Annotated in this window: 15 protein-coding genes; 4 read left to right on the top strand and 11 right to left on the bottom strand. The window is 37.9% G+C overall.

Features of this window, described 5'->3' with window-relative positions; all coding sequences use genetic code 11:
- Window positions 1-136 precede the first annotated feature (136 nt).
- The 6 genes from KIM67_RS16345 to KIM67_RS16320 all read right to left on the bottom strand — a co-directional run bounded on the left by KIM67_RS16345 (window position 137) and on the right by KIM67_RS16320 (window position 7,382).
- On the bottom strand, window positions 137-1,789 hold the full coding sequence (locus tag KIM67_RS16345) for a sodium/sugar symporter (RefSeq protein WP_213832626.1): 1,653 nt from the start codon (window positions 1,787-1,789) through the stop codon (window positions 137-139).
- A gap of 130 nt (window positions 1,790-1,919) precedes the next feature.
- The gene (locus KIM67_RS16340; RefSeq protein WP_371815790.1) at window positions 1,920-2,387 is read right to left on the bottom strand and encodes a monoheme cytochrome C; all 468 of its coding nucleotides are present in this window, start codon (window positions 2,385-2,387) and stop codon (window positions 1,920-1,922) included.
- On the bottom strand, window positions 2,388-3,611 hold the full coding sequence (locus KIM67_RS16335) for a sulfite oxidase (RefSeq protein ID WP_213832625.1): 1,224 nt from the start codon (window positions 3,609-3,611) through the stop codon (window positions 2,388-2,390). It lies immediately after the preceding gene.
- 6 nt (window positions 3,612-3,617) lie between these two features.
- The gene (locus tag KIM67_RS16330) at window positions 3,618-5,162 is read right to left on the bottom strand and encodes an SLC5 family protein (RefSeq protein ID WP_213832624.1); all 1,545 of its coding nucleotides are present in this window, start codon (window positions 5,160-5,162) and stop codon (window positions 3,618-3,620) included.
- Window positions 5,163-5,312: 150 nt separating this feature from the next.
- A complete protein-coding gene (locus KIM67_RS16325; RefSeq protein WP_213832623.1) occupies window positions 5,313-6,470 on the bottom strand; it encodes an LLM class flavin-dependent oxidoreductase in 1,158 nt (385 codons plus the stop codon).
- Window positions 6,471-6,491: 21 nt separating this feature from the next.
- Window positions 6,492-7,382, bottom strand: coding sequence for an aldo/keto reductase family oxidoreductase (locus tag KIM67_RS16320; RefSeq protein ID WP_213832622.1), 891 nt, complete (start codon window positions 7,380-7,382; stop codon window positions 6,492-6,494).
- Between the two features lie 124 nt (window positions 7,383-7,506).
- Here KIM67_RS16320 and KIM67_RS16315 point away from each other — a divergent pair, with 124 nt between their 5' ends.
- The gene (locus tag KIM67_RS16315; RefSeq protein WP_213832621.1) at window positions 7,507-8,049 is read left to right on the top strand and encodes an NADPH-dependent FMN reductase; all 543 of its coding nucleotides are present in this window, start codon (window positions 7,507-7,509) and stop codon (window positions 8,047-8,049) included.
- Window positions 8,050-8,054: 5 nt separating this feature from the next.
- Here KIM67_RS16315 and KIM67_RS16310 read toward each other — a convergent pair whose 3' ends face one another.
- From KIM67_RS16310 to KIM67_RS16290, 5 genes are all read right to left on the bottom strand, one after another.
- On the bottom strand, window positions 8,055-9,056 hold the full coding sequence (locus KIM67_RS16310; RefSeq protein ID WP_213832620.1) for a LacI family DNA-binding transcriptional regulator: 1,002 nt from the start codon (window positions 9,054-9,056) through the stop codon (window positions 8,055-8,057).
- 53 nt (window positions 9,057-9,109) lie between these two features.
- A complete protein-coding gene (locus KIM67_RS16305) occupies window positions 9,110-10,042 on the bottom strand; it encodes a YeiH family protein (protein ID WP_213832619.1) in 933 nt (310 codons plus the stop codon).
- Between the two features lie 63 nt (window positions 10,043-10,105).
- On the bottom strand, window positions 10,106-13,441 hold the full coding sequence (locus KIM67_RS16300) for a VCBS repeat-containing protein (protein ID WP_213832618.1): 3,336 nt from the start codon (window positions 13,439-13,441) through the stop codon (window positions 10,106-10,108).
- A gap of 217 nt (window positions 13,442-13,658) precedes the next feature.
- A complete protein-coding gene (locus KIM67_RS16295) occupies window positions 13,659-15,197 on the bottom strand; it encodes a RagB/SusD family nutrient uptake outer membrane protein (RefSeq protein WP_213832617.1) in 1,539 nt (512 codons plus the stop codon).
- Window positions 15,198-15,212: 15 nt separating this feature from the next.
- Complete coding sequence (locus tag KIM67_RS16290) at window positions 15,213-18,281, bottom strand: SusC/RagA family TonB-linked outer membrane protein (protein ID WP_213832616.1); 3,069 nt, start codon at window positions 18,279-18,281, stop codon at window positions 15,213-15,215.
- A gap of 373 nt (window positions 18,282-18,654) precedes the next feature.
- Between KIM67_RS16290 and KIM67_RS16285 the strand changes: the two genes are divergently transcribed.
- From KIM67_RS16285 to KIM67_RS16275, 3 genes are read left to right on the top strand one after another with little or no spacing between them, the layout of a single operon-like run.
- Complete coding sequence (locus KIM67_RS16285) at window positions 18,655-19,674, top strand: LacI family DNA-binding transcriptional regulator (protein WP_213832615.1); 1,020 nt, start codon at window positions 18,655-18,657, stop codon at window positions 19,672-19,674.
- A 58-nt stretch (window positions 19,675-19,732) separates the two neighbouring features.
- Window positions 19,733-22,039 carry a glycoside hydrolase family 65 protein gene (locus tag KIM67_RS16280; protein ID WP_213832614.1) on the top strand — a complete coding sequence of 769 codons (2,307 nt, stop codon included), beginning with the start codon at window positions 19,733-19,735 and terminating at the stop codon, window positions 22,037-22,039.
- Window positions 22,036-23,907 (top strand): alpha-amylase family glycosyl hydrolase, encoded by a 1,872-nt coding sequence (locus tag KIM67_RS16275; RefSeq protein WP_213832613.1) that lies wholly within the window; start codon window positions 22,036-22,038, stop codon window positions 23,905-23,907. The genes KIM67_RS16280 and KIM67_RS16275 overlap by 4 nt, the downstream gene beginning before the upstream one ends.
- Window positions 23,908-24,044: the final 137 nt, after the last annotated feature.

The following is a 24,044-nucleotide window of genomic DNA, read 5'->3' as shown; positions in this document are numbered from 1 at the left end:
CAATAAAAGAATTCGTCAAGATAACCAATCCATTTAGGTTGAAAAATTCTTAAGCGTTAATATTCATGCTATTTACGAGCATCGATTCCATTGAACAAAAAGTAAATTTTACAGTGTGGTGAAACAACCGAAACTACTAATTCCAGAACATTGCATATAGCACCGTAAGAATTATCAATACTGCGAATGCTCCAATATTGAACAATGGTGTGGTCTTAAACATGCGGCCTCCTAAATTGATGCCTTTTTTATCGTCTTCCCCTTTGTTTTGCATAAGGCTTGCAATAATGATTACCAATGCTGTCAATAGCGCAGTATAACCCATTTGATCTATAAAAGGAACGTCAATGAACAATGAGCTTGTAGACCATCCATTTGGTGCTACTTTAAAATACATGGCTATTGGAATAGATACTAGAGCGCCTATGATTGCTCCCCTGTTCGTGGTCTTTTTCCAGAATAGTCCTAACATGAAGACTGCAAGTATTCCAGGGCTTACGATTCCGGTATATTCTTGAATAAATTGAAAGGCTTGATCTATACCTCCTAAAAGTGGAGCCATAATAGCTGCAATAACCAATGCAACGGCTGCAGAAATCCTACCAACGTTCACTGTTTTCTTATCACTCGCATTTTTGTTTATATACTGCCGATAAATATCCATAGTAAATATGGTAGAAGTAGAATTAAGCATCGAAGCCAATGAAGAAACAATGGCAGCTGCCAAGGCAGCGAAAGCGACTCCTTTCAAACCTACTGGTAAAAATTGCAACAACCAAGGATACGCTTTGTCCGCTTGATCTAAGGATGGAAGGTTTTTAAGTCCAGCATCTCCTAAACTTGCTAAAATCTCAGGGTCATTGACCATGACATAGGCAGCAATACCTGGAACTACGACAATTAATGGGATTATCAGCTTTAAGAAAGCGGCCAAAAGGATACCCTTTTGAGATTCTTTTAAAGATTTAGCGGCAAGTGTACGTTGAATGATATATTGGTTAAATCCCCAATAGTAGAGATTTGCGACCCATAATCCACCGACAAGTACTCCAATACCGGGCAGGTTTTTATACTCAGGGTTGGATTCATCTAAAATCATGGCAAATTTTTCGGGAACGGCATCGTAAACCCTGCTTAGACCTGCCATTATCCCTTCTCCACCTGATACTGTATTTAAGGCCAAATACGTAGTGACCAGTCCACCTAAAATCAAAAAGACCACTTGAATCACATCGGTCCATGCCACTGCTGAAAGACCACCGTACAAAGAATACGCAGCTGCAAAAAGGGAAAGACCTATTACACCATAGATCATAGGTACATCAAGGATTGTTTCTAGGGCCAATGCTCCTAAATAAAGGACGGAAGCTAGATTGACGAAAACATAAAGCGCAATCCAAAAGACGGCCAATATTGTTTTTAGATTGGTGGAATATCTTTTTTCAACAAATTCTGGAATGGTATAAAGTCCTTTTTCTATAAAAATTGGAAGAAAGTATTTTCCAACAATAATAAGCGTTAGTGCGGCCATCCATTCATAGGATGCAATGGCAAGTCCAACAGCAAAACCAGAACCGGACATTCCAATAAATTGTTCTGCGGAAATATTTGCAGCGATCAAGGAAGCACCAATGGCCCACCATGGTAAAGATTTGCTGGCCAAAAAATAATCCTCGGCATTTTTTTGATGTCCTTTTTTATCTCTGGAGACCCAAAGCCCTACTCCCAAGATAAGTACTGCGTAGCAGATAAAAATTAAATAATCCCAAGTGCTGAATGTAGTAGTCATATGGCCGGTTTGTAATTTATAGATTGTTTGACAATAAACGAATATAATATGGATTACTTGATTTTGCAGCAAGAATGTTCCTAAAATAACATATTCTGGGGCAAAAATGTTAGTTTATGAAAAGTCTTGATTATTGTTTCAAAACATACCACTCAATGTTGGTCAATGCTTCGCGGCGCCCCTTTTTCTGAGGAGCATAATTAGTAGCAAGGTAATTTACGATATTTTCTTCTTGGTCACCTAAATCCCAAAGGTTTTGTGTTTCTTGCATCCACCGTATTGTGGCTATCCACCCTTCTTTGGACATTCGGTTTTGGGTCACGAGCTTAGCGGAATGGCAGTTGGTGCAATTTTGAATCACCTCTGTAAGTCCGTCACCATCCACAAAACCAGTGGCAACATGAATTCCATTTTCAATTTCGCTAGTTATTTCCGGAACGTCAACCACGGTTTCTTCAGGTTTTTTCGAAAGAACCGATGGATTTAAGGCAATATAAAGAAAACCAAATACGGCAATACCAATCATACCAAAAGCTATTAAAATCTTTCGGTATAACCCTTTAACTTGATTTTTGAATTCGTTTTTGGAAGACATCATCTAGATAACCTTGATTGCGATTCGATGGCATGCGTTGTTCAAATACCCTTTTGGATTCCATCCCGGTAAAAGCATCGGTTGGCCTGCACCTTTTGAATCCGTAGCTCTTGCCCAAACTTCATAGTATCCTTTTTTTGGAAAATTGCTGATTTTTACTGAAAAATGTTGCCAAGCCAGACGATTTGTTGGTTTTTCTAAGGTGCAATCATCCCATGTCGCTCCAAAATCTATGGAATATTCCATTTTGGAAACTTCCAGTTCCCCGGCCCATGCATGGCCTCTTATATCTAAAGGAGCTCCCTTTTTAATCATGGCTCCAGATTTAGGATAGGTGATCAAAGATTTTATTGGCATAGACTCTATGATACACATATCCTCATCCGCAACTTTCTCTCCTGGCGCAACGGATTCACATGGAACTCGGTATGACGTACCGTTCATTTTAGCGCCATCGTGTACTTTATTTCTAATGCTAATTCTATTTATCCATTTACCAGATGTAGATGCGGGCCAACCTCCCGCGATCAATCTTAAGGGGTGGCCGTGGGCAAGGGGGATATCTTCACCGTTCATTTTAAAAGCCAGTAAGGTTTCGTCCTGTAATGCTTTAGCAATGGGAACACCTCTTGAAATTGGTTCTTTTTCTGGATTCAAACTGAGATGTCTATCTGCAGCGTGGTACCCAATATAGACGGCATCACTTTTTATGCCTATGTCTTCCAATACATCCTTTAATCGTATACCCGTCCAGTTAGCACATGATACCGCTCCAACAGTCCATTGATTGCCTTTTGCTGGCGGATTAAACTCACTTCTGCCATTCCCTCCGCATTCCAAAGTAAGTTGATAGGTATAGTGTTTAAATTTTGATTTTAATTCTGATAGGGAATAGGTTTTACTTTTTTGAACAGACTCACCGTCAAAAGTCAGCGACCAATTTTTAACATCAATGTTTTCTGGAATGAGTCCATTGTTTCTAATGAACATAAATTTATTGGGTGTTACTTTGTCGTCCAAAAGATGTGCCTTGGCTTCAATATTCCAGGGTTTATTGTTAAGGACCGTCATGCCAACATCTTTGTCAAAAAGTTTAAAAGGATCTGGGTCTTGTAGTGCAAGCGGTCTGTACCCTAAAGGTATTTTATGGCCAAAGACAATTTCTGCGCCCAATATTCCACCAAAAGCACTTAGGGTTCCTTTTGTAATAAAACTACGTCGTTTCATTCTTTTTTAATGAAAAATAATATGCAGGGCAATTAATGACAATAGCATTCCGATACCAGCTTTTCCTAGTATTGGTGAAGCAGGTTCCGCTCTTAATTTATCTCGTACAAAGCCTGTTCTAGAACCTATCCAAACAACCGTAAACCCAATTAAGATAACCCACATGGCCCTTACGAAGTAATTCATTTCTGGGAAAAATTCCAAAAAGAAAAATTGTAATGGAATTGTTGCCGCAAACCCAAACAGCGCAACCTTGTGTTTTGGAAAAGCAAGAAACGCCGCAGCACAGATTAAAACGACAATACCACAATTTATGAAATATCTTAGTTGGTTGAGCGTATGTGTAAATGCAGCTCCGGGATCTTGGAATTTAAGGTAAAGTAAAACCACACCTATGATTGACCCGGAAATAAAGGATATTAATATTGCTTTTTTTCCTGAACGAACAACTTGTCTGTCCGTTGCTTTTTTATTCACATAAACTTTATAAATATCTATGGACCATAACGTTGCCAGAGAGTTGAAAGTGGAATCGACAGTACTCATTAATGAAGCGAATAAAGCGCATAAAATAAGTCCTTTAATGCCAACTGGCAGGTACGTATTCACTAAATAGGGGAAAGCTGCATCAGGTTCTGGAAGACCATTTTCTCCCAGAATGCCTACTAAAGCTATACCTGGTAAGATAATAATAGCGGCCATGAAGTATTTCATAAGCCCACCTACCATAAGCCCTATTTGCACATCTTTTAGGCTTTTAGCAGCCAAAGAACGTTGCACAACAGATTGGTTGGCACACCAATAGTTGATGTTTAATAAAAATGCTCCAAAAACATGTGTCCATGGGAGCGTATCATGATCTGATGGTAAATGCAAATGCATCAAGTCTCCGGTTTTCTCATACAGTTGTGACCAACCTCCAAGATGGTGAATAGCTATAAATAGTACCACTGTGCCGCCGGTCAATAAGATGGCAAATTGGATAACATCTGTGCGAACTACTGCTGCAAGTCCTCCAAAATAAGTGTAAGTTGCTGAGAAAAGCCCTAAGAAAACAATTAATATGGCTATCCTGATCAATCTATCTTGATGTATGAATGATAGGAAATCCCCAAATACCAAATCCACAGAATAAGCTCCCCAGAACAATGCTGCTCCAAGCGTAATAGTAGAAAATAGTAAAATGTTAGAGGCTGAGTATAGCAATGCAACGGTACTGCCCAATCTTGTTTTTATGAATTGCGTTATGGTGATAATCTGTTCCCGCAAATACATGGGAACAAATATGAATGCTGCTAAAAGCAGTCCTTGGATTGCGTTGATCTCAAAGTTTGCTTGTGCCAATCCATAGAGATATGCAGAACCCATAAAGCCAAGAAATTGATACCCTTGCACATTGGTTGCAATAGTCGAAAAGGCTATTGAAGGCCAACGAAGGTTTCGCCCACTTAAAAAGTATTCCTCTGTAGTTGCTTCTTTAGAAGTTCTTCCTGTAATAGCAGTTACAAATACAATAATGAAGTAGGCACTGACAATTAGTAAATCAATCATAGACTATGTAATTAAGTGAGTTAATTCCATAGCACAGCATTCCAATTTACAATCAAATATGATTGGCCTAGTTTGAGGTGGTTGGTTATGAAATTATTCTTGATTATGTAATATACCATTTTGTTTGCAAAATCAGTTTTTTATGGACCTTTAAATGCGTATTCCAGCTCCTAAAGGACTCATAGGTTCTTCTGAAGTTACCTTTCCTTGTACTTTCGGCATTGAGAATGTTTTTAGACGTGGTAAAACCAGTTTTGCAAAACGTTCGCACTCTTCCTTATGGGGATAACCAGAAAATATAAATGCCCTGATTCCCATGTCCATATACCTGTTTAGTTTCTCTACGATTTGGTCTGGATTTCCAACGAGTGCTGCTCCACATCCTGAACGTCCCCTGCCGATTCCTGTCCACATATGCGGTTCTATATAGCCATCGTCTTCGGCTATTTCTCTCATTTCCGCTTGTCTGCTTACTCCATAAGATTTTGCATCCAAGGCTCTTTCCCGTATTTCCTTTCCTTGTTCTACTTCCAATTTGGAAACAATACTATCAGCATATGCTCGTGCTTCTTCTTCGGTTTCTCGTACCACTACATGTACCCTTAGCCCAAAGTCGATTTTACGTCCATAACTTGCTGCTTTTGCGCTCATGTTTTCCATAAGTTTACGAAGGTTTCCTTCAGTCTCGGGCCACATAAGATATACATCGCAGTGTTCGGCACATAAATCTACTGCAGCAGGTGAATAACCTCCAAAATAGAGTAATGGACCACCATTTTGATAAGGTTTGCCAGGAGAGGACGAAAGCTTCAAATTATAGAACTTGCCTTTATAATCGATATCATCTTGCGTCCAAATTTGTTTTAAAATTTCAATTACCTCTCTTGATCTTTGGTACCGGTCTTCCGATGACATTTCTTCGCCAGGTAGGGGAGAGGAAATGATATTAATGGTGAATCTGCCTTTTAAAATATGATCTATGGTGGCCAACGTTCTTGCTAACATCGGAGGGTGAATTTCTCCGCAGCGAATTGCAGCCAATAAATTGATTTGTTCCGTCATTGGAGCAACTGCGGAAACAAAAGGGAGTGTATCTTGTCCAACTTGATATGATGAAGGACATAAAATATTTCGAAACCCATTTTTATCCGCAGTAAGTACTATTTGGGAAGTGTTCTCAAAGGTACTTTTGTGATTCATGCTTCGTTCACCCAAATACCTATCGTCTCCGTTACAAATTGGAGCAAACCATGATACTTCAGCTCCTTCTAAATGAGGAGATCTTATTTCTATTTTTAAATTATCCATTGTAGTTTCTTTATATTTTATCTAATCAATCTCTCTACCTAGTGCTGCCTCCCATAGCATATACCATTCTTCGTGGGTCAATGTGATGTCCAGGGCTTGTTTTGCTATTTGAATACGCTCAATCTTTGAGGTTCCCAGAACGGGAATGATTCCTGACGGATGTTTCCGCAACCATGCGTAAAGGATTTGGTCACTAGTTGCACTATACTTTTCCGCAAGTGTGCTCAACGTTTTTTGAATAGCTTGGATTTTTTCATCCGCTCCTTCTTTGAACAACAGTCCTCCACCGAGCGGGGACCATGCGGTCGGAATTACATTTAACTTTTGACATTGATCCAACGTGCCATCTTCAAAAGCGTTTCTGTGCAATAATGATATTTCAACTTGATTTGTGACCAAAGGAGTAAGGGAGTGCAATAAATCGAATTGCGAAGGTGAGAAATTGGACACCCCAAAATCTAAAACCTTTCCTTCTTTTTTAAGTTTTGAAAAAGCAGCGGCAATCTCATGAGGATCAAACAAGTAATCTGGTCTGTGCAGCAAGAGCACATCTATATAATCCGTTTGAAGGCTTGCCAACGATTTTTCGACCGAAGTAATTATATGATCTGCACTTAAATCGTATGATTTGATTTTATGTTCAGGTCTGTTTTCTGAGATTAATTTTATACCACATTTAGTAGTAATGCGCATTTTCTTTCTTAAATCCTTTCTGGACTTGAGCACATTTCCGAAATCGTCCTCGGTGGTGTAGTGTCCATAAATATCTGCATGGTCAAAATCTATTAAGTCTAGATCAAGGCATCCTTCGATAAAACGTTCATATTCGGTGGTATTAAGATTGCTCCCCCACGTACCCAATCTCATGGTACCGATAATATATGGGGAAATACTGTCTTTTGTCAGTTTCATGTATGCTAAATGAGTCGTGTTAAGGGTCAAATTTAAATAAATTACTGATAAATGTAAACGTTTACATTATAAAATTCCATATTTTCGCCATCAAATATTATGTTTAATTTGATTTTTAGCTTGAATGATTACAGTAATCTCAGGATCCAATAGAAAAAATAACAAAACTTTGCACTTTGCTAAGCATGCATACGAGAAGCTTTGTTCGGCAACCAAAGAAGAAGTGATATTTTTGGATTTAGCACCACTTACAGGTAATGTCATTTATGAAAACATGTATAAAGATTCCGATCAACCTAAAATGATTCAGGAGATACAGGACACCTATTTTATACCATCTTCTAAATTTTGGTTTTTCGTTCCAGAATACAACGGGAGTTATCCCGGAATTGTAAAACTACTCTTGGATGCGATGTCTGTTCGTGAAATTAAACCAAGCTTTGATAATAAAAAAGCCTGTATTACTGGAATAGCTTCGGGAAGAGCAGGTAATTTGAGGGGGATGGATCATTTAGCAGATGTGTTGAACCACTTGGGAATTCATGTCCATCCAAATAAAAATCCGATTTCTTCTATTTTTAAGTTGTTGAATTCAGAAAACAATTCCATGCATGAGGATGCCGATAAAACCATTCAGAACCAAATTGTTCAACTGCTGAAGTTTTAGGGATTCTATACTTGAGTAGACGCTCTTTTAATTAACTTGGGTGATAGTACTTTGGTTTGGGGTTTTGCATTTTTATTGTTGAGGTTTTGGAGCAGTAACTCGGCTGCCAATTCTCCCATTTGAGAACATTCTTGATCAACAGTACTTATTTTGGGCTGTGTGAGGTTGCTGAAATTTGCATTCCCAAATCCAATAAGTTTTATTTTTTCTGGAACATTTACTTTTAAATCTTTGAGCAGGTTTAAAACATGAAGGCCTACTTCGTCCCCGTAGGCAAAAATACCGTCCACATTTGGATTTGATTTGAACAGGGTTTTTAAGATTTTCATATCCTTCTTTACATCTGTAGTAAGTTCAATCGAAGTAGCGGTAACACCAATTTGTTCGCTTTTTAAAATAGCGTTGGAAAATCCTTTGTGTCGATCATTAAAGATAGAAACATTAGGGTCACCTGCAATATGAACAAGGTTTTTGCAATTTCTCTCTAGTAAATGCTCTGTTGCCATAAAGGCTCCCATATAATCGTTGAGCGTTACAGAGTTTACACTATCTAAATTTGGTATCCTGTCGAAGAAAACTATGGGTGTTTTGCTCTTCAATATTTTTTTAATTGAAGAAAAGTCAGTTGTTTGTTTGGAAATGGACAGTAATATGCCCTCCACATTTAGTTTTAGAAACGAGTTTAGGGCTTCGTTTTCTTTCTTTTGCGATTCATGGGATTGTGCAATGATGATATTATAATCGGATTCGCTTACAATTCCTTCTATTCCATTTATGATACCACTAAAAAAATAATTGTTCACTTCTGGGACGATTACCCCAATGATTTTGCTTTTTCCACTGCGCAAAGCTGCCGCTGTAATATTGGGCTGGTAATCTAGGTCTTTTGCTGCTTTTAGTACTTTTTGCCTTGTTGTTGGAGAAACTAGCGCACTGTTGTTGAATACCCTTGATACCGTAGCTAAGGATAATCCAGTTCGTTTAGCAATTTCCTTTATTCCCGCCATGTAAGCCTTTATTAAACCCTATTTGTGATTTCACAAAAGGAATTTCTAAAATGTTAAACGTAATTTAAGACATATAGTAAAGAGACAACGCCCAAAACAATCCATGTAAAAATACCAACTATTAGAATGTTGAAGCCAAGCTTTTTTAGTTGTGAAATGTTAATTTGTAAACCGATCAAGAAAAGTGTGAATATCAATGCCTTTCGTGCACCCCATACAATATGTTCACTAAAAACCTCAGCGGATGGTACGTAAGAATTGATCAACATTGCCCCGATAAACCCAAAAATGAACCATGGGAATGTAAATTTTTCTTTTGAGTTAGAACCGAACGAAATGATCAGTACTAATGGAATGATCCAAAGTGTTCTGACCAGTTTAGTAGTGGTAGCTACATTTAATGCAACATTTCCGTAAACTTCCGCTGCGCCGACCACAGAACTTGTGTCGTGAATAGCGATGGCGCTCCAAGTACCAAATTGAATTTGATTTAGTTCAAAGTAATGACCAATATATGGGAAGATAAATAGTGCAACAGCGTTGAGCAAAAAAACAATGGCAAGTGAAATTGAGGTTTGGGATGAATCGGCTTTTAAACTTGGACTGACCGCTGCAATAGCACTGCCACCACAAATGGCTGTTCCAGAAGCAACCAATATTGTGGTAATTCTTTCTGATTTAAGAATTTTGCCAATAGCAAAAGCAATGATAAAAGTGCAAACAATAGTAATGAGTGTAATGAAAAAGCTATTTGAGCCAACTTCTATGGCTTGTTGCATGTGAATTCCGAAACCAAGTCCAACCACCGAAAGCTGTAACAAGGTTTTTTGGAAATTCTTACTGTTTTGAACTAAATCCTGTTCGGCAATCTTGAAGATTCCGCAAACCATTCCTGCACCAAGGGCTATTGCAGGAGATATATATCCTAAAAGGGTACCAATAAGTACCACTATACCCAATATATATGTCGCTGTTTTTGAAAGCATTCTGAATGGCTGTAAATCTACAAATAAAAATGTAAACGTTTACATCCAATAAATTGTGAATAGCTACTTGTTGTATCTAAATATTTTTGGTTTCTGACTATTGATGGCAACAAATAAAAACGCTACACCATTTTTATCTTTAAAGGTTTGAAGATGTTTTACTTCACCTCTCACATAAAAACCAGATTCATCATGAGGTAACCAATCGTACTCGCCATTTTCACTTGCAATTAAGACACTACCATAACTTGCGTCCAGTCTACCATACTGTGGCTTAAAATTGTAATTATTGCCCGCTAAAATGATATCGAGTTTGCCATCTCCGTTAATATCCTTGCAGTTAACACTACAAATGCACGAAAATTGTGTCTCTCTTGGCAGCTTCTTTATGTCAAAATTACCAGTTCCATCGTTTATCGCAATAACGCTCTCGGTAGTATTAACCTCTTTGACAATAGTGTTTTTTAAAATGCTGGTATCTATCAATTGATCAATACTTTTAGTTGCGTAGTCCGAAAACTTCAAATTCTGTTTTTTTAACGATACGAGTTGTGAGGTCAGTTCTCTTTTTAGGGATACGGGAAAATCTTTATTATCAATACTTCTTGTAACGATTTGTTCTATTGTTCCATTATCATCAAAATCGTTGATAAACATTTTGGCCGGAGCTTCTTTTGTGGCATTGTACGCGGCATTGCTTCCTTGGTTTCCCAATACCAGATCTATATCGCCATCATTGTCCAAATCTTTAGGATAAACCGTATTCCACCAACCGAGTAAGTTGTCTAATGAACTTGTTTTCGGACTAAGTCTTCTTCCGTTGTTCTTGAAAATCTTAGGACTTCCCCAATCGGTCATTACCACCAAATCTTTTTTCGAATCCCCATCTACATCTGCCCATTTGGCGTCTGTGACCATTCCTGCTTTTTTAAGGTGGAATGCTTTACTTTCAGTTATGTCCGAAAAGTTTCCTTTCCCATCATTCTGCAGAAATAGGTGCTGTGGTGTAACACCATATGTGCCAGGGATACTTCTGCTTCCAATAAAAAGGTCTTGGTCACCATCAGCATCAAAATCATAGGGAGCAATTACCGAAACATTGGTATTGAGACTTGCTATTTTATTAGGGCTTTTGGAAAAGTTTCCTTTTCCATCATTAATATAGATGCGATTCTGGTAATTGCTTGCATCCCCAGGAATGTTTCCGCCTGATCCAACCACTAAATCCATATCTCCATCTCCATCTACATCTACAAAAGCAGAAGCAGTATCTTCAAAAAGCCTATCGGCCCTAAAAACATCTTGGACATATGCTGGCTTTAGTGTGCCATTCCCTTTGTGCAGATATATTTTTGCGGCTTCGCCTTTGGCACCACCAATAAAAATATCTTCATTGCCATCATTGTCAATATCCGCTACAGCAATTGTTGGTCCTTCTTTGGAAAGCATTTTTGATATAAGCCCTTCATAATCAAAATCTACATGCCTGTCCTCAATATGCCTAGGTATCGAAGATTCTATTTCGGTCAAAAATGGTGTTTTGATTTCTTCAATCTTTTTGAAAATTTCAACAGCATCAACTTGTTTGAGTATTAATGTTGTGTTGATGGTAACGGATGTGAGTGTTTGGGTTTCATCATTGGGCCATATCACCCGTAACGAATCAATCGTTGATTTTTTTCCGAGGCCTATAACCATTTTATAATCTACCGAGGATTGAAAACCTCTGCTCGGAATCAATTCTTGCCGTATTATTTCGCTCCCTGTAAAAACTTCTACAACGCTGCCTACCCCAAAGGTATTCGGAGCCTTCCCTACCAGATTTATATTGATATAATTGTTCGAGCTCTTTTCGGAGTTATTTCGGTATACAAAAAGTTCTTGGTTTACGTTGTTTACAATGATATCCAAGTCACCATCGTTGTCTAAATCCCCATAGGCTGCCCCGTTGGAAAAACTAGGGGTATTTAATCCCCAACTTTCAGATGAATTTGAAAAAGTTAAATCTCCATTGTTTTTAAAAGCATAATTTGAGATAGGGGTGGAGGGCATAGCATTGATTACCGCATCTTTTTGGTCTTTACTCCCAGAAATAGCAGTTTGTTGCCTAGCTACATCTTCAAAAAAATCTATAAAGTCTTGATTGGTCAAGTCATGGTAAATACCGTTGCACACATAAATATCTCGATAACCGTCATTATCCATATCGAAGAGAAGCGCTCCCCAGCTCCAGTCCGTTCCGGAAACTCCACTATAATTGGCAATCTCTGAAAACGAATTTCCTTGATTCAGTTGCAGCGTATTCTGCATGTATTGATAATAATAATCATTCTGCAGTTTTCGTTGGTGTGTGTCGTAGGTCTCAAAAGTAGTCGTGTTTTTCAATCTTTCATCGCCTTCGGGCAACATATCCGTAACAAAAATATCCGACTTTCCATCGTTATTGATATCTGCCATATCCGCTCCCATGGAAAATAAGCTTAAATGGTTGGCCCAATCCTTAATACTTTCGGTAAAAGTTCCATCTTGATTGTTAATGTAGAGATAGTCATGTTCAAAAAAATCATTGGACACATAGATATCAGGGAAAAGATCATTGTTAATATCCCCTATAGTGACTCCTAGACCAAACCCCACAAGGCTCCCGTATATGTTGGCCTCCTCGCTTACATCTTTAAAAACACCATTATCATTTCGAAACAGTTTATCTCCACCACCTTTTATTTCATCTATGACATTCCAGTCTTCGGCTCTTAAGTCTCTTTTATTTTCATACCCTAAACTAGCTACTGGGATGAAGCTGTTGTTCAGCATGTATACATCAAGGTCTCCATCTTTATCATAATCGAAGAATGCTGCATGCGTAGTGAACCCACTATCTGCTAAGTTGTATTGTTCCGCTTTTTCGGTAAACGTTAAATCTCCATTGTTGATGAAGAGTTCATTTTTCTGGTCATCTCCTTTAATATTACCAGCATTGCAGACGTAAATATCCAAAAGGCCATCGGCATTGATATCCACCAAAACTACCCCGGTTGACCATGCTTTGGTTCCGGAAACACCAGCAGACTCAGTAATGTCTTCAAAAGTGAAATTTCCTTTGTTTAGAAACAGTTTGTTTTTTTTGCGGTTAGCGGTAAGGTAGATGTCGGGCAATCCGTCTTTATTGATGTCTCCAATAGCAACCCCACCGCCATTATAGAAGTTTCGGTACAGGAAAATATTAAAATCTTCCTCATTTTCTATTTGATTTATAAAGGATATACCAGTTTGTGTGCTATCTAAGGCCGTGAAAAGTAGTTGGGAAGATTTATCTTTTTCTTCTGTCTTCTTTTCTGAACAAGAAATAAACAGAAAAATTAAAATACTTGTGAAGTAAAAAAGAAGTCTTTTTGACATCTGATGCTGAGATAAGTTTGAATATATAAAAACTATTATAATTTTTAAAAGTATGTTTTTGATTTTACCAAAAGGTATCATCTATTATATTCTGAAAACTAACTATTTTGAGTCAATTTTCATAATGATGACTTGATATTAACGCTGTTGAACCTTGTAATAAAAAAGAGGGCAACTAGTTGCCCTCTTTTATTGATAAACTTAAACTGTATTGATTTTAGTAACCTTCGTTTTGGACTAAATTTGGATTGGCTAAAGCATTTTGTGGAATTGGAAATAACTTTCTAAATTCATCTTGATTTTCTTTTAATTCCCATGTATCTGCAAAAGTGCCAAAACGTATTTGTCTTTCTCGTTGACCCGTTATATTGGATTCTGCATTCATTTCTCTTCTGTATTCATCATATACATCCTGTAATGTAGCATCTCCGATAGTTGTGGCCCCTGCTCTTTCACGAATTAAATTAATATCAGCAGTAGGGTTACCGCCACCACCGTTTCTTAGAGAAGCTTCTGCACGCATAAGAACAGCTTCAGAAAAACGGATAAAAACAAAATTGTTGATAGGAGCAGGTCTTCCATCCTCTCCACGTTGTGGATATTTTACAATACGGATACCATTTCGTTCATTGTTTATTTCCAAACTTGTCAATAATTCATCTTCAAATACTAATGGATTATCTTGTCTATCTGTTAAATCAGCACCTGTACCATCCTTTTGTTGTCCACGTAGATATCCTACACTTACACCATTGACTTCAGGTCCAGGAACACCCAATCGAGAATCTTGGCTTTCATCATCTGTTCCAAAAAGTCTAAATGTTTCAGTAAGTGTAACAAACCCGTTCCAGCCACCTTGATTTGGATGTAATTGATTCCAAACACGCTCGCCAGTTCCTGTATTCAAATGAAGAAGAACCTCACTGTTTTCTGCGGGACTCCAAATGTCATAGTAATTATCGCTTTCATCTAAACTGTAGCCTAGATCTTCAATAGCGTCAATATCGTCAATCACAGCCTGATAAGCACCGTTAGGAGCTGTACCCAAAATACGTTCTGCATTGAGATTTATTTTTGCCCTAACGAATCTGGCAACTGCTTCTCCAATAGTAAATCTATCGGCATCATCCACACTAGGTCCTCGATTACTCAAGTTACCACTGTCTATTGCTGCATTGATATCATTTAGTATGAAATCATATGCCTCTTGTGCACTAAGTACTGCTGGAAAAACATCTGCACCGTCATTAACTTCTCTAAAAGGAGCAACACCGTAAAAACTTACTACCATGAACATGTTCATGGCACGAATTACTTGAGCTTGAGCTAAAACACTAGGCGTCTTGGTAGAAGCTGGATCAATAAGTTGTGTTGCGTTAAAAACTTCCTGATTCCTTCTATTCCATGAATTTAGAACATCTAAATGTCCTGCGGACCAATTATGGTTGTGTAACAAGCGCCACACGCCGTTATCGCCCCAGTCAGCACCTCTAGTCAAAACAGCTATATTCTCTGCTGAAACTTCCATAAGGGCATATTCATTTTGCTGAGCATTCAAGTTTTCAATACCCGTGTATAAATTAGTCAAAGCACCATCTGGATCGGATACACCAGAAAATTCACCAGATGTACTCTCAATTCTAGTTGAGTCACCAAAATTAGGTTCTAAATCCGTACAAGACTGCGCCAAAACTAAGGTAGCAGCCACTCCCAAGCATTGGAAGATTTTTTTCTTAAAGATTTCTTTTTTTCTCATTGTCAATTTTTTTATTTAGAAACTTGCATTAAAGCCTATAGAAATTGTTGTTGGTCTAGGAAATGCTGTCAAGTCAATACCTGCGGAAGGAACGTTATTTAATACCCTTGGTATGGAAACTTCAGGGTCTTGCCCGCTATAGTCTGTTATTACAAAGAGATTTTGCGCATTTGCAAAAAGTCTAAGACTGCTAAAAATACTGTTTTCTGGCAATTGAACATTATGGCCTACGCTTACATTTTGTAGTCTTAAGAAAGAACCATCTTCAATAAATCTACTGGATACTTCTTGAATATTCAAGGGATTTTCTGTTCCAATGAATGAAGCTGCTTCAACTGTAGCATTACGACCTTGTGCCAAATTACCTATCGTTAAATAAGCATTTCTGTTATTATTATAGATAGACTGCCCAAAGAGACCATTAAAGAATAAGCTCATATCCCAATTCTTGTATTTAAAATTTTGGGTAATACCTAAAGTTACATCTGGTAAACCACTTTCACCAATGAACACTTGTTCGCCTACAGAAGAAATCTCGCCGTTTGATAAACGAAACTGATTTATACCTGTAGTCTCAGGAACTCCGGTATCTTGAGAAAGCCCTACCCAATCCTGTACGAAAAAACTAAACAGAGGTTGGTCATTGGCAAGTCTCTGGGAGAATGCGCCTGTTAGACCAGGTCCATTGATAGGACCTGCATCAATTGCAACTCCATCATAGTTCTGTAAGATATTTTCGTTATAGTTAAAATTCAAATTGAAATCCCATGTAAAATCTTCCGTCTCAATTGGAATTACATTGATTGTGAAATCAACTCCTGAGTTTTTAATTTCTCCATCAACATTTGAGAAGAAAAAAGGATTTAAAGCGGGTTGAGGACTTACTTGTTGTAGCAAAAATCCATCTGTCACATAGTTGTAATACTCTAATGAACCAGTAATTCTGTTGTCCAAGAAACCGTAGTCAATACCTACTGTAAACTGTGTGTTTTCTTCCCACTTCAAGTCAGCATTATTAAAAGCTACATTACCTAGTCCACGGGCTTCTTCAACACCTTCATTGTTAATATTCTGTATGGTAAAACGGTCTCTTCTAATAAATTGGTTTGTACCAAGACCTTCTTGGTTACCTACAACACCCCATGCTGTTCTAAGTTTAAAAGTATCAAAAAACTCTGGAAACCAATCTTCTTCTGAAAGTGTCCAAGCAGCACCTACAGAGCCAAACGTTCCATACTTGTTATTTCCACCAAAACGAGAAGACCCGTCAACTCTTACTGTACCTGAAAAATTATATTTCCCTTTAATTGAATAATTGGTACGAAAGAAGAAAGACTGTAATTCATCTATATCTTGGGTACTATCCACAGTCTGGGCAGTGGAAGAGGCTATATTATTAACCATTTGAAATAAATTATCTGTTCTAAAACCGGCTGATCTGATAAAAATAGTTTCTGTAACAAATTCTTGATAAGAATGTCCTAGCGTCATGTCAAGTACATTATCACCAAAAGCCTTATTGAAGTTAAAGTACGATTCCCAAGTGGTATTAATCAAATCCTGTTCGTTAAAAAAGCCTCTACCAACATTTAGTGTTTGGTCGGACACAAAATTTCGAGATTGCACTTGATAAGATGAAGAAACAGACTTGTCCAAACCGACATTAGTATTAAAGCTTAAATTGTCGGTGAAATTATATTTGGCTCCAACATTTATAAGCGCTCTTAGAGTGCTGGAAGCTGTTCTTGTCAATTCTAATAGCGCCAAAGGGTTTCTTCTTTCCGCAGAAGGTTGATAAAAACCACCAACAAAATCACCACTACCTGATCCTGTTAAAGCTTGGTCAGGGGCAAAATTCCAAGCTGCGGATAACAAATCTCCTCGTGCATTCGGACCATCAGAAATTGGCGCCCGTTGGTTTTCAATATTAGAAATTGTAGCTTGTGTTGTCAGTCTTAACTTATTGTCGAAGAAACGTTGAGAAGCATTGATACGTAAGGTTAATCTGTCAAATTCACTATCTTCTACTTCACCTTGTTGATCTTGGTATCCCATGGAAATTCTGTAATTACCATTTTCATTGCCTCCACCGTAAGAAAGATTATGATTTTGTGTAAAAGATGTCTTATATATCACATCTTGAGTATTTGTATTAAAACCTGCATCAGGAAAAGTACTGCCTGGAACCAAAATATTTGCCAAACGGTTTTGAGCATCTAAGAACTGATCTCTATTCAAAAGTTCTAATTGGTTTGGTACCCATCCAACTGATAAAGTCGAAGAGAACTCCAAAACACTTTTTCCGGACTTACCACTTTTTGTAGTAATCAAAACGACACCGTTAGCACCTCTTGATCCATAGATAGCAGTGGCAGCAGCATCTTTAAGTATATCAATACTTGCAATATCATTAGGATTCAAAAAACTTAATGGGTCAATAGCTGAACTAGTTCCAAGGTCTGTGTTACCACCTCCGGTTCCATCTGCGTTACCGCCTCCAACTCTTGCATTTGTTGCAGAACCGCTTAGCGGAACACCATCAACTACATATAAAGGGTTGTTATTGGAACGTACAGAAGCAGTACCCCTAATACGAACATTTACAGCTGCTCCAGGTTCTCCGTTTGATGCTGAAATTTGAACACCCGCAGATTTACCTTGAATTAATTGCTGTGGATTTACTATTACACCTTTGTTGAACTCTTCAGATTTGACACTCTCAATAGCACCAACTGCTGTTCTCCTTGTTTGAGTACCATAACCAACAACAACAACTTCGTCCAATTCGCTTGCATCTTCTTGTAAAACAACATTTATAGTTGTTTGTCCACTTACAGAAACCTCCTGGGAGGAAAAGCCAATATAACTGAAAACGATAACCGCGTCACCAGCAACATCATTTAAAGTATAGTTACCGTCAAAATCAGTTTGAGTACCGTTGGTTGTTCCTTTAACTACAACACTGGCTCCCGGCAAAGGACCACTTGCGTCCGAAACAGTACCTGATACTGTCTGAGCTTTCGCTATTCCAAAGCAAATAAATGCTCCCAATAACAGAAAACTTTTAAGTAGCGTAATCTTCATAAATAATTAATTTTAAGTTTAGTTAATTTTAATTCAAGTGTTAAACATATATAAAAAAAATGTTAATCTAAATTTAAGGAGTGTGTCACCTGTTACGAAAACGGTTTCGTGTTAATAACTTTGAAAAAATGAAAGGTTCACAAAACTAAAAGAGTTAATTTATGTAAATCATAATGTAAAGTCGATAAAATAATTAAATTCCTATCGTTTACGCTAATATACTATTTTTATTTTTTACATTATGTTAACACATCTTAAGGAATTTTTGTAGGTATTCACATTAGTTTTTGTTAAAAAAAATCAATTGATTAAGTTACGCTGCTTTATTGAGTAATTTGAAAACCGTAACTAACAAAAACAAATCTCTTTACTATTGAAAACTAAGATTACATTAAAAGATATTGCAAAAGAGCTTGAAGTTTCTATTTCTACCGTATCAAAGGCCTTAAAGAACAGTGAGGAGATAAGCAGGGATACGAAAGAAAAAATTCAGGCTTTCGCTAAACTCTACAATTACAAGCCAAATAATATTGCCATAAGCCTCAAGAACAAAAGGACTAAAAATATAGGGGTGGTGATACCGGACATCGTCCACCATTTTTTTACTACTGTAATCAGAGGTATTGAAAAATATGCGAATGCAAAAGGTTACAATGTCATCGTTTGTCTTTCTGAGGAATCTTTCGACAAAGAAGTCATAAATATGGAGATGTTGGCGAATGGAAGTATCGATGGCTTTATCATGTCCCTATCTTCCGAGACACAACAAAAAGGAGATTTCAACCATTTAAAAGAAGTTACGGAACAAGGCATACCCGTTGTATTGTTTGACCGAATTACCAACGAAATTGATTGTGATAAAGTAATCATAGATGATCAATTAGGGGCCTACATGGCAACTAAAAAGCTTATAGAACAAGGGCGAAAAAAAATAGCCTTAATCACTACGGGTGATTACTTAAGCGTAAGTAAGGCCCGTACCGAAGGCTACAGAAAAGCGCTTATGGAAAACAACCTTCCTGTCGACGAATCCCTGATCCTTAAACTTTCATCAATGGAAATAGATGAAAAAAGCATTATTGATTTCTTTGATTCCAACAGCATGGACGCTGTATTGTGCGTTAATGAGATTTTCACCGTTTATAGTATGAAGCTAATTCAGAAAAAAGGACTTCATATTCCTAACGATGTTTCATTTATAGGTTTTACAGATGGACTCTTGTCCAAATATGCAAACCCCAGCTTAACCGCCGTAGCACAGCATGGCGAAAAAATGGGAGAAACATCTGCCCAAATGTTGATCGATAAAATTGAAAGCGAAGTTGAAGAAGAAACATTTCAAACCAAAATTTTAGAGCCAACATTAGTGGTCAGGGATTCCACAATTAATTAATTTTGTGATGCCTTATTTCAAGGCACATATTTAACCACCTACATTTTAGTTTACAGTAATGAATCAAGATTATATAAAAGCGGACCCTTGGTCCATAATAGAAGAAGGTTTTGACAAAGAACAAGTAAAATCTTCAGAAAGTTTGTTCAGCCTTGGCAACGGTGCTATGGGGCAGCGGGCCAATTTTGAAGAACAGTATTCCGGAGATACCTTTCAGGGGAGCTACATTGCAGGGGTCTACTATCCTGATAAAACCAGAGTGGGTTGGTGGAAAAACGGCTATCCAGAGTACTTTGCAAAAGTGTTGAATGCACCAAACTGGATTGGTATTAATGTTCAAATTGATGATGTTTCGCTGGATTTGAATACTTGTAAAGAAGTTTCCGGTTTTAAAAGGGAACTGAACATGAAAGAAGGGTGGTATCGTCGAAATTTTAGGGCAACCTTATCCAATGATATTGAGGTTTCCATAACCGTTTCACGTTTTTTGAGTTTAGATATTGATGAAGTAGGTGCTATAAAGATGGAAATAGAATTGCTGAATGCTGATGCTAAAGTAACTTTTACGCCTTATTTGGACAGTGGTATTACAAATGAAGATAGCAATTGGGACGATAAGTTTTGGAACACGACCAACGTCGATTATAAGGAAAACAGGGCTTATATTGAAGCCCATACCATGAAAACCAATTTTTCTACATGTACTTTTATGGAAGCGCATGTAGTGTATAATGGCACCACAATATCGGAGTCCAAATTAGACAGGAAAACAGATTCTTTTGTTGGGCTTGGGTTTGAGCAAAATGTTTCAAAAGGAGAAAAAATTACATTGGTAAAATTCGGTGGGTACACAGTTTCTCGGAATCACGATGCATCGGAACTTGTCAATGTTGCAAACAAAGTTTTGGACAAAGTGACCACAATCGGGTTTGATGAACTCCTTCAAAAACAAAAAGAAGCTTGGGCAAAGATTTGGGAGATGAGCGATATTGAAATTGAAGGCGATGTAAAAGCACAACAGGGCATACGTTTTAACATTTTTCAATTGAACCAGACCTACTTAGGAAGGGATTCGCGATTGAATATAGGTCCAAAAGGATTTACCGGCGAGAAATATGGGGGCAGTACGTATTGGGATACAGAAGCTTATTGCGTTCCATTTTATATGGCCACAAAGAACCAAGAAGTAGCTTGGAGTTTATTGGAATACCGTTACAACCATTTGGAAAAAGCTATAGAGAACGCACAAAAACTTGGTTTTACCAATGGGGCTGCACTATATCCCATGGTAACAATGAACGGTGAAGAATGTCATAACGAATGGGAGATTACTTTTGAAGAAATCCATAGAAATGGAGCAATATCGTTTGCAATTTTCAACTACCATAGATTTACAGGAGACTATAGCTATATTCCAAAAATGGGATTGGAGGTCTTAATAGGAATTGCAAGGTTCTGGCACCAACGCTTTAATTTTTCTGAAGATAAGCAGCAGTATGTAATGTTGGGAGTTACTGGCCCTAATGAATACGAAAACAATGTCAACAATAACTGGTACACCAACTATTTGGCTAAATGGTGCATAGAGTATGCTTTGGAGCAACTTGAGGTGGTTGAATCCAAATATCCAAAGGATTATGGAAGAGTATGGGACAAAACCAGTTTAACGACATCCGAAACCAAAGCTTGGAGCAAAGTGGCCAACAATGTTTATTTTCCTTATTCAGGGAAACATGAGGTGTTTTTACAACAAGACGGATTTTTGGACAAAGAATTGGTGAAGGTCAAATATTTGGATAGATCACAAAGACCCATTAACCAAAAGTGGAGTTGGGACAGAATATTGCGTTCCCCCTATATAAAACAGGCCGATGTTTTACAAGGCTTCTATTTCTTTGAAGACCATTTCAATAAAAACGAGTTAGAAAAACATTTTGATTTTTATGAACCTTACACTGTTCACGAATCCTCATTGTCTCCCTGTGTACATAGCATTCAGGCAGCAACCTTGGGAAGAATGGAACAGGCCTATACCTTTTATTTAAGGACATCAAGATTGGACCTGGATGATTACAATAAGGAAGTAGAGGAAGGATTGCACATTACATCCATGGCCGGTACATGGATGAGCATTGTAGAAGGCTTTGGGGGAATGCGGATAATTAAAGACCAGCTTCATTTTACACCTCAAATTCCGGAGCAATGGAATTCATATGCTTTCAAGATTAATTTCAGAAATCAAATTATTACAATATCGGTTTCAAAACAAGGTACTAGCTTTAACATCACCGGAGAAAAAGAACTTGCAATTCAAGTGAACAATACACCATTGACATTAATTCCGGGAAAAGTAGTTGAAGCATGAAGCGATACCTCTACTTACCCATACTTATGGTCTTAGTGTCGATTCATTCGTGTGAACAGAAAACAGAAAAGAAAACAGTTGAGAAAAAAATGAAGAAAAAGGCTGTAGTTTATCAGGTTTTTACACGACTTTTTGGTAATACCAATACCACTAACAATCCTTGGGGTACCATTGAAGAAAATGGAGTAGGGAAGTTTGCCGATTTTACCGAAGAAGCACTAAAGGAAATCAAAGACCTTGGCGTAACACATATTTGGTATACGGGCGTTCCCCATCATGCTGTAATAAATGATTACACGGATTACGGTATCTCCAACGACGACCCCGATGTGGTAAAAGGACGTGCGGGTTCTCCTTATGCTGTTAAAGACTACTATAATGTAAACCCTGATTTGGCAATTGACCCTTCAGAAAGATTGGAAGAGTTCAAAGCATTGGTGGATCGAACACACAAAATAGGATTGAAAGTACTTATTGATATTGTTCCCAACCATGTCGCCAGAAACTATGAAGGTCTGACCAATCCTGAAGGAGTTTCAGATTTTGGCGCCAATGACGATACCACTTTGGAGTATGATGTCAATAACAATTTTTATTACATCCCCGATTCATCGTTTACCGTGCCCCAATGGCAAGATGGATACCTTCCACTTGGAGGAAGCCAAAATAAGTTTTCTGATGGAGCGTTCAAGGAGCGACCTGCTAAATGGACTGGTAACGGATCACGACTGGCACAACCCCATTTTAACGATTGGTATGAGACAGTCAAAGTAAATTATGGGGTAAGACCAGATGGCACTAAGGATTTTGATGGGCTGTCAGAGGACTTTGGCAACAAAAATTATAAAGCACATTTGGAGTTCTGGAAGGATAAAACAATTCCTGATTCATGGGATAAGTTCAAGGATATCACACTGTACTGGCTTGACCTTGGCGTGGATGGCTTTCGTTTTGATATGGCCGAAATGGTGCCCGTAGAGTTTTGGAGTTATTTGAATTCCAATATCAAAACCAAGAATCCTGATGCTTTCCTTTTGGCTGAAGTCTATAATCCCCAACTTTACAGGGATTACATCCACAAAGGGAAGATGGATTATTTGTACGATAAGGTAGAGTTGTACGATAGCATCAAGCATATTATGAAAGGCTATGGCTGGACCGACCATATCCCCGTTGTGCAAAAGGGCATGGCCGATATTGAACACCATATGCTACACTTTCTGGAAAACCACGACGAACAACGTATTGCAAGTCCAGATTTTGTGGGCAGGGCAGAAATAGCAAAACCGGCAATGGTGGTTTCCGCAACCCTGAGTACCTCGCCAACCATGATTTATTTTGGACAAGAAGTGGGAGAGCCAGGAGCAGAAGATGCAGGTTTTGGCAAACCTACACGTACTTCCATATTTGATTATATTGGAGTTCCGCACCACCAAAGATGGATAAACAATAAGAAGTTTGATGGCGGGCAGCTTTCAGAAGAAGAGAAAACCCTTCGAGATTTTTACAAACGCCTTTTAAACTTTACCATTACCAGTGAAGCACTGATGGGGAACTATCAGGAGATTCATTTTTTCAATAAGGACAATACCGAAAATTATGACCATAGGGTGCTCTCCTATGTTAGGTGGTCCGAAAATGAAAAATTGATCGTTGTCTCAAATTTTGATTCTGATAACAACTACGCCTTTGATTTAAGGTTGCCACAAGACGTAATTTCTAAGTGGAATTTGGCGGATGGTGAGCACAGTTTGGTGGAAAAACTCTACGGAAAGAAGAACACAAAACTCAATGTAAAAGATGGGGTCGGAGTCGTAGCCATTGAGCTTCAACCTTTGGAATCGGTTATTTTATGTGTTGCCCAATAAAAGTTACTTGTTCCAATCTGGGTTTTTGTCGGTCTGAATCTAGATAATATTGGTGTGAGGGAGACTTTGCTGAGCCATTTTCATTACCTTACCTTATAAGGACTTGCAATTAATTGTTTTACTGTTCCAATTCACTT

The sequence above is a fragment of the Flagellimonas sp. 389 genome (assembly GCF_018449435.1).
Classification (GTDB): Bacteria; Bacteroidota; Bacteroidia; order Flavobacteriales; family Flavobacteriaceae; genus Flagellimonas.
Note: the sequence above shows the minus strand (reverse complement) of the source record. Positions and strands in the feature narration are given on the sequence as shown.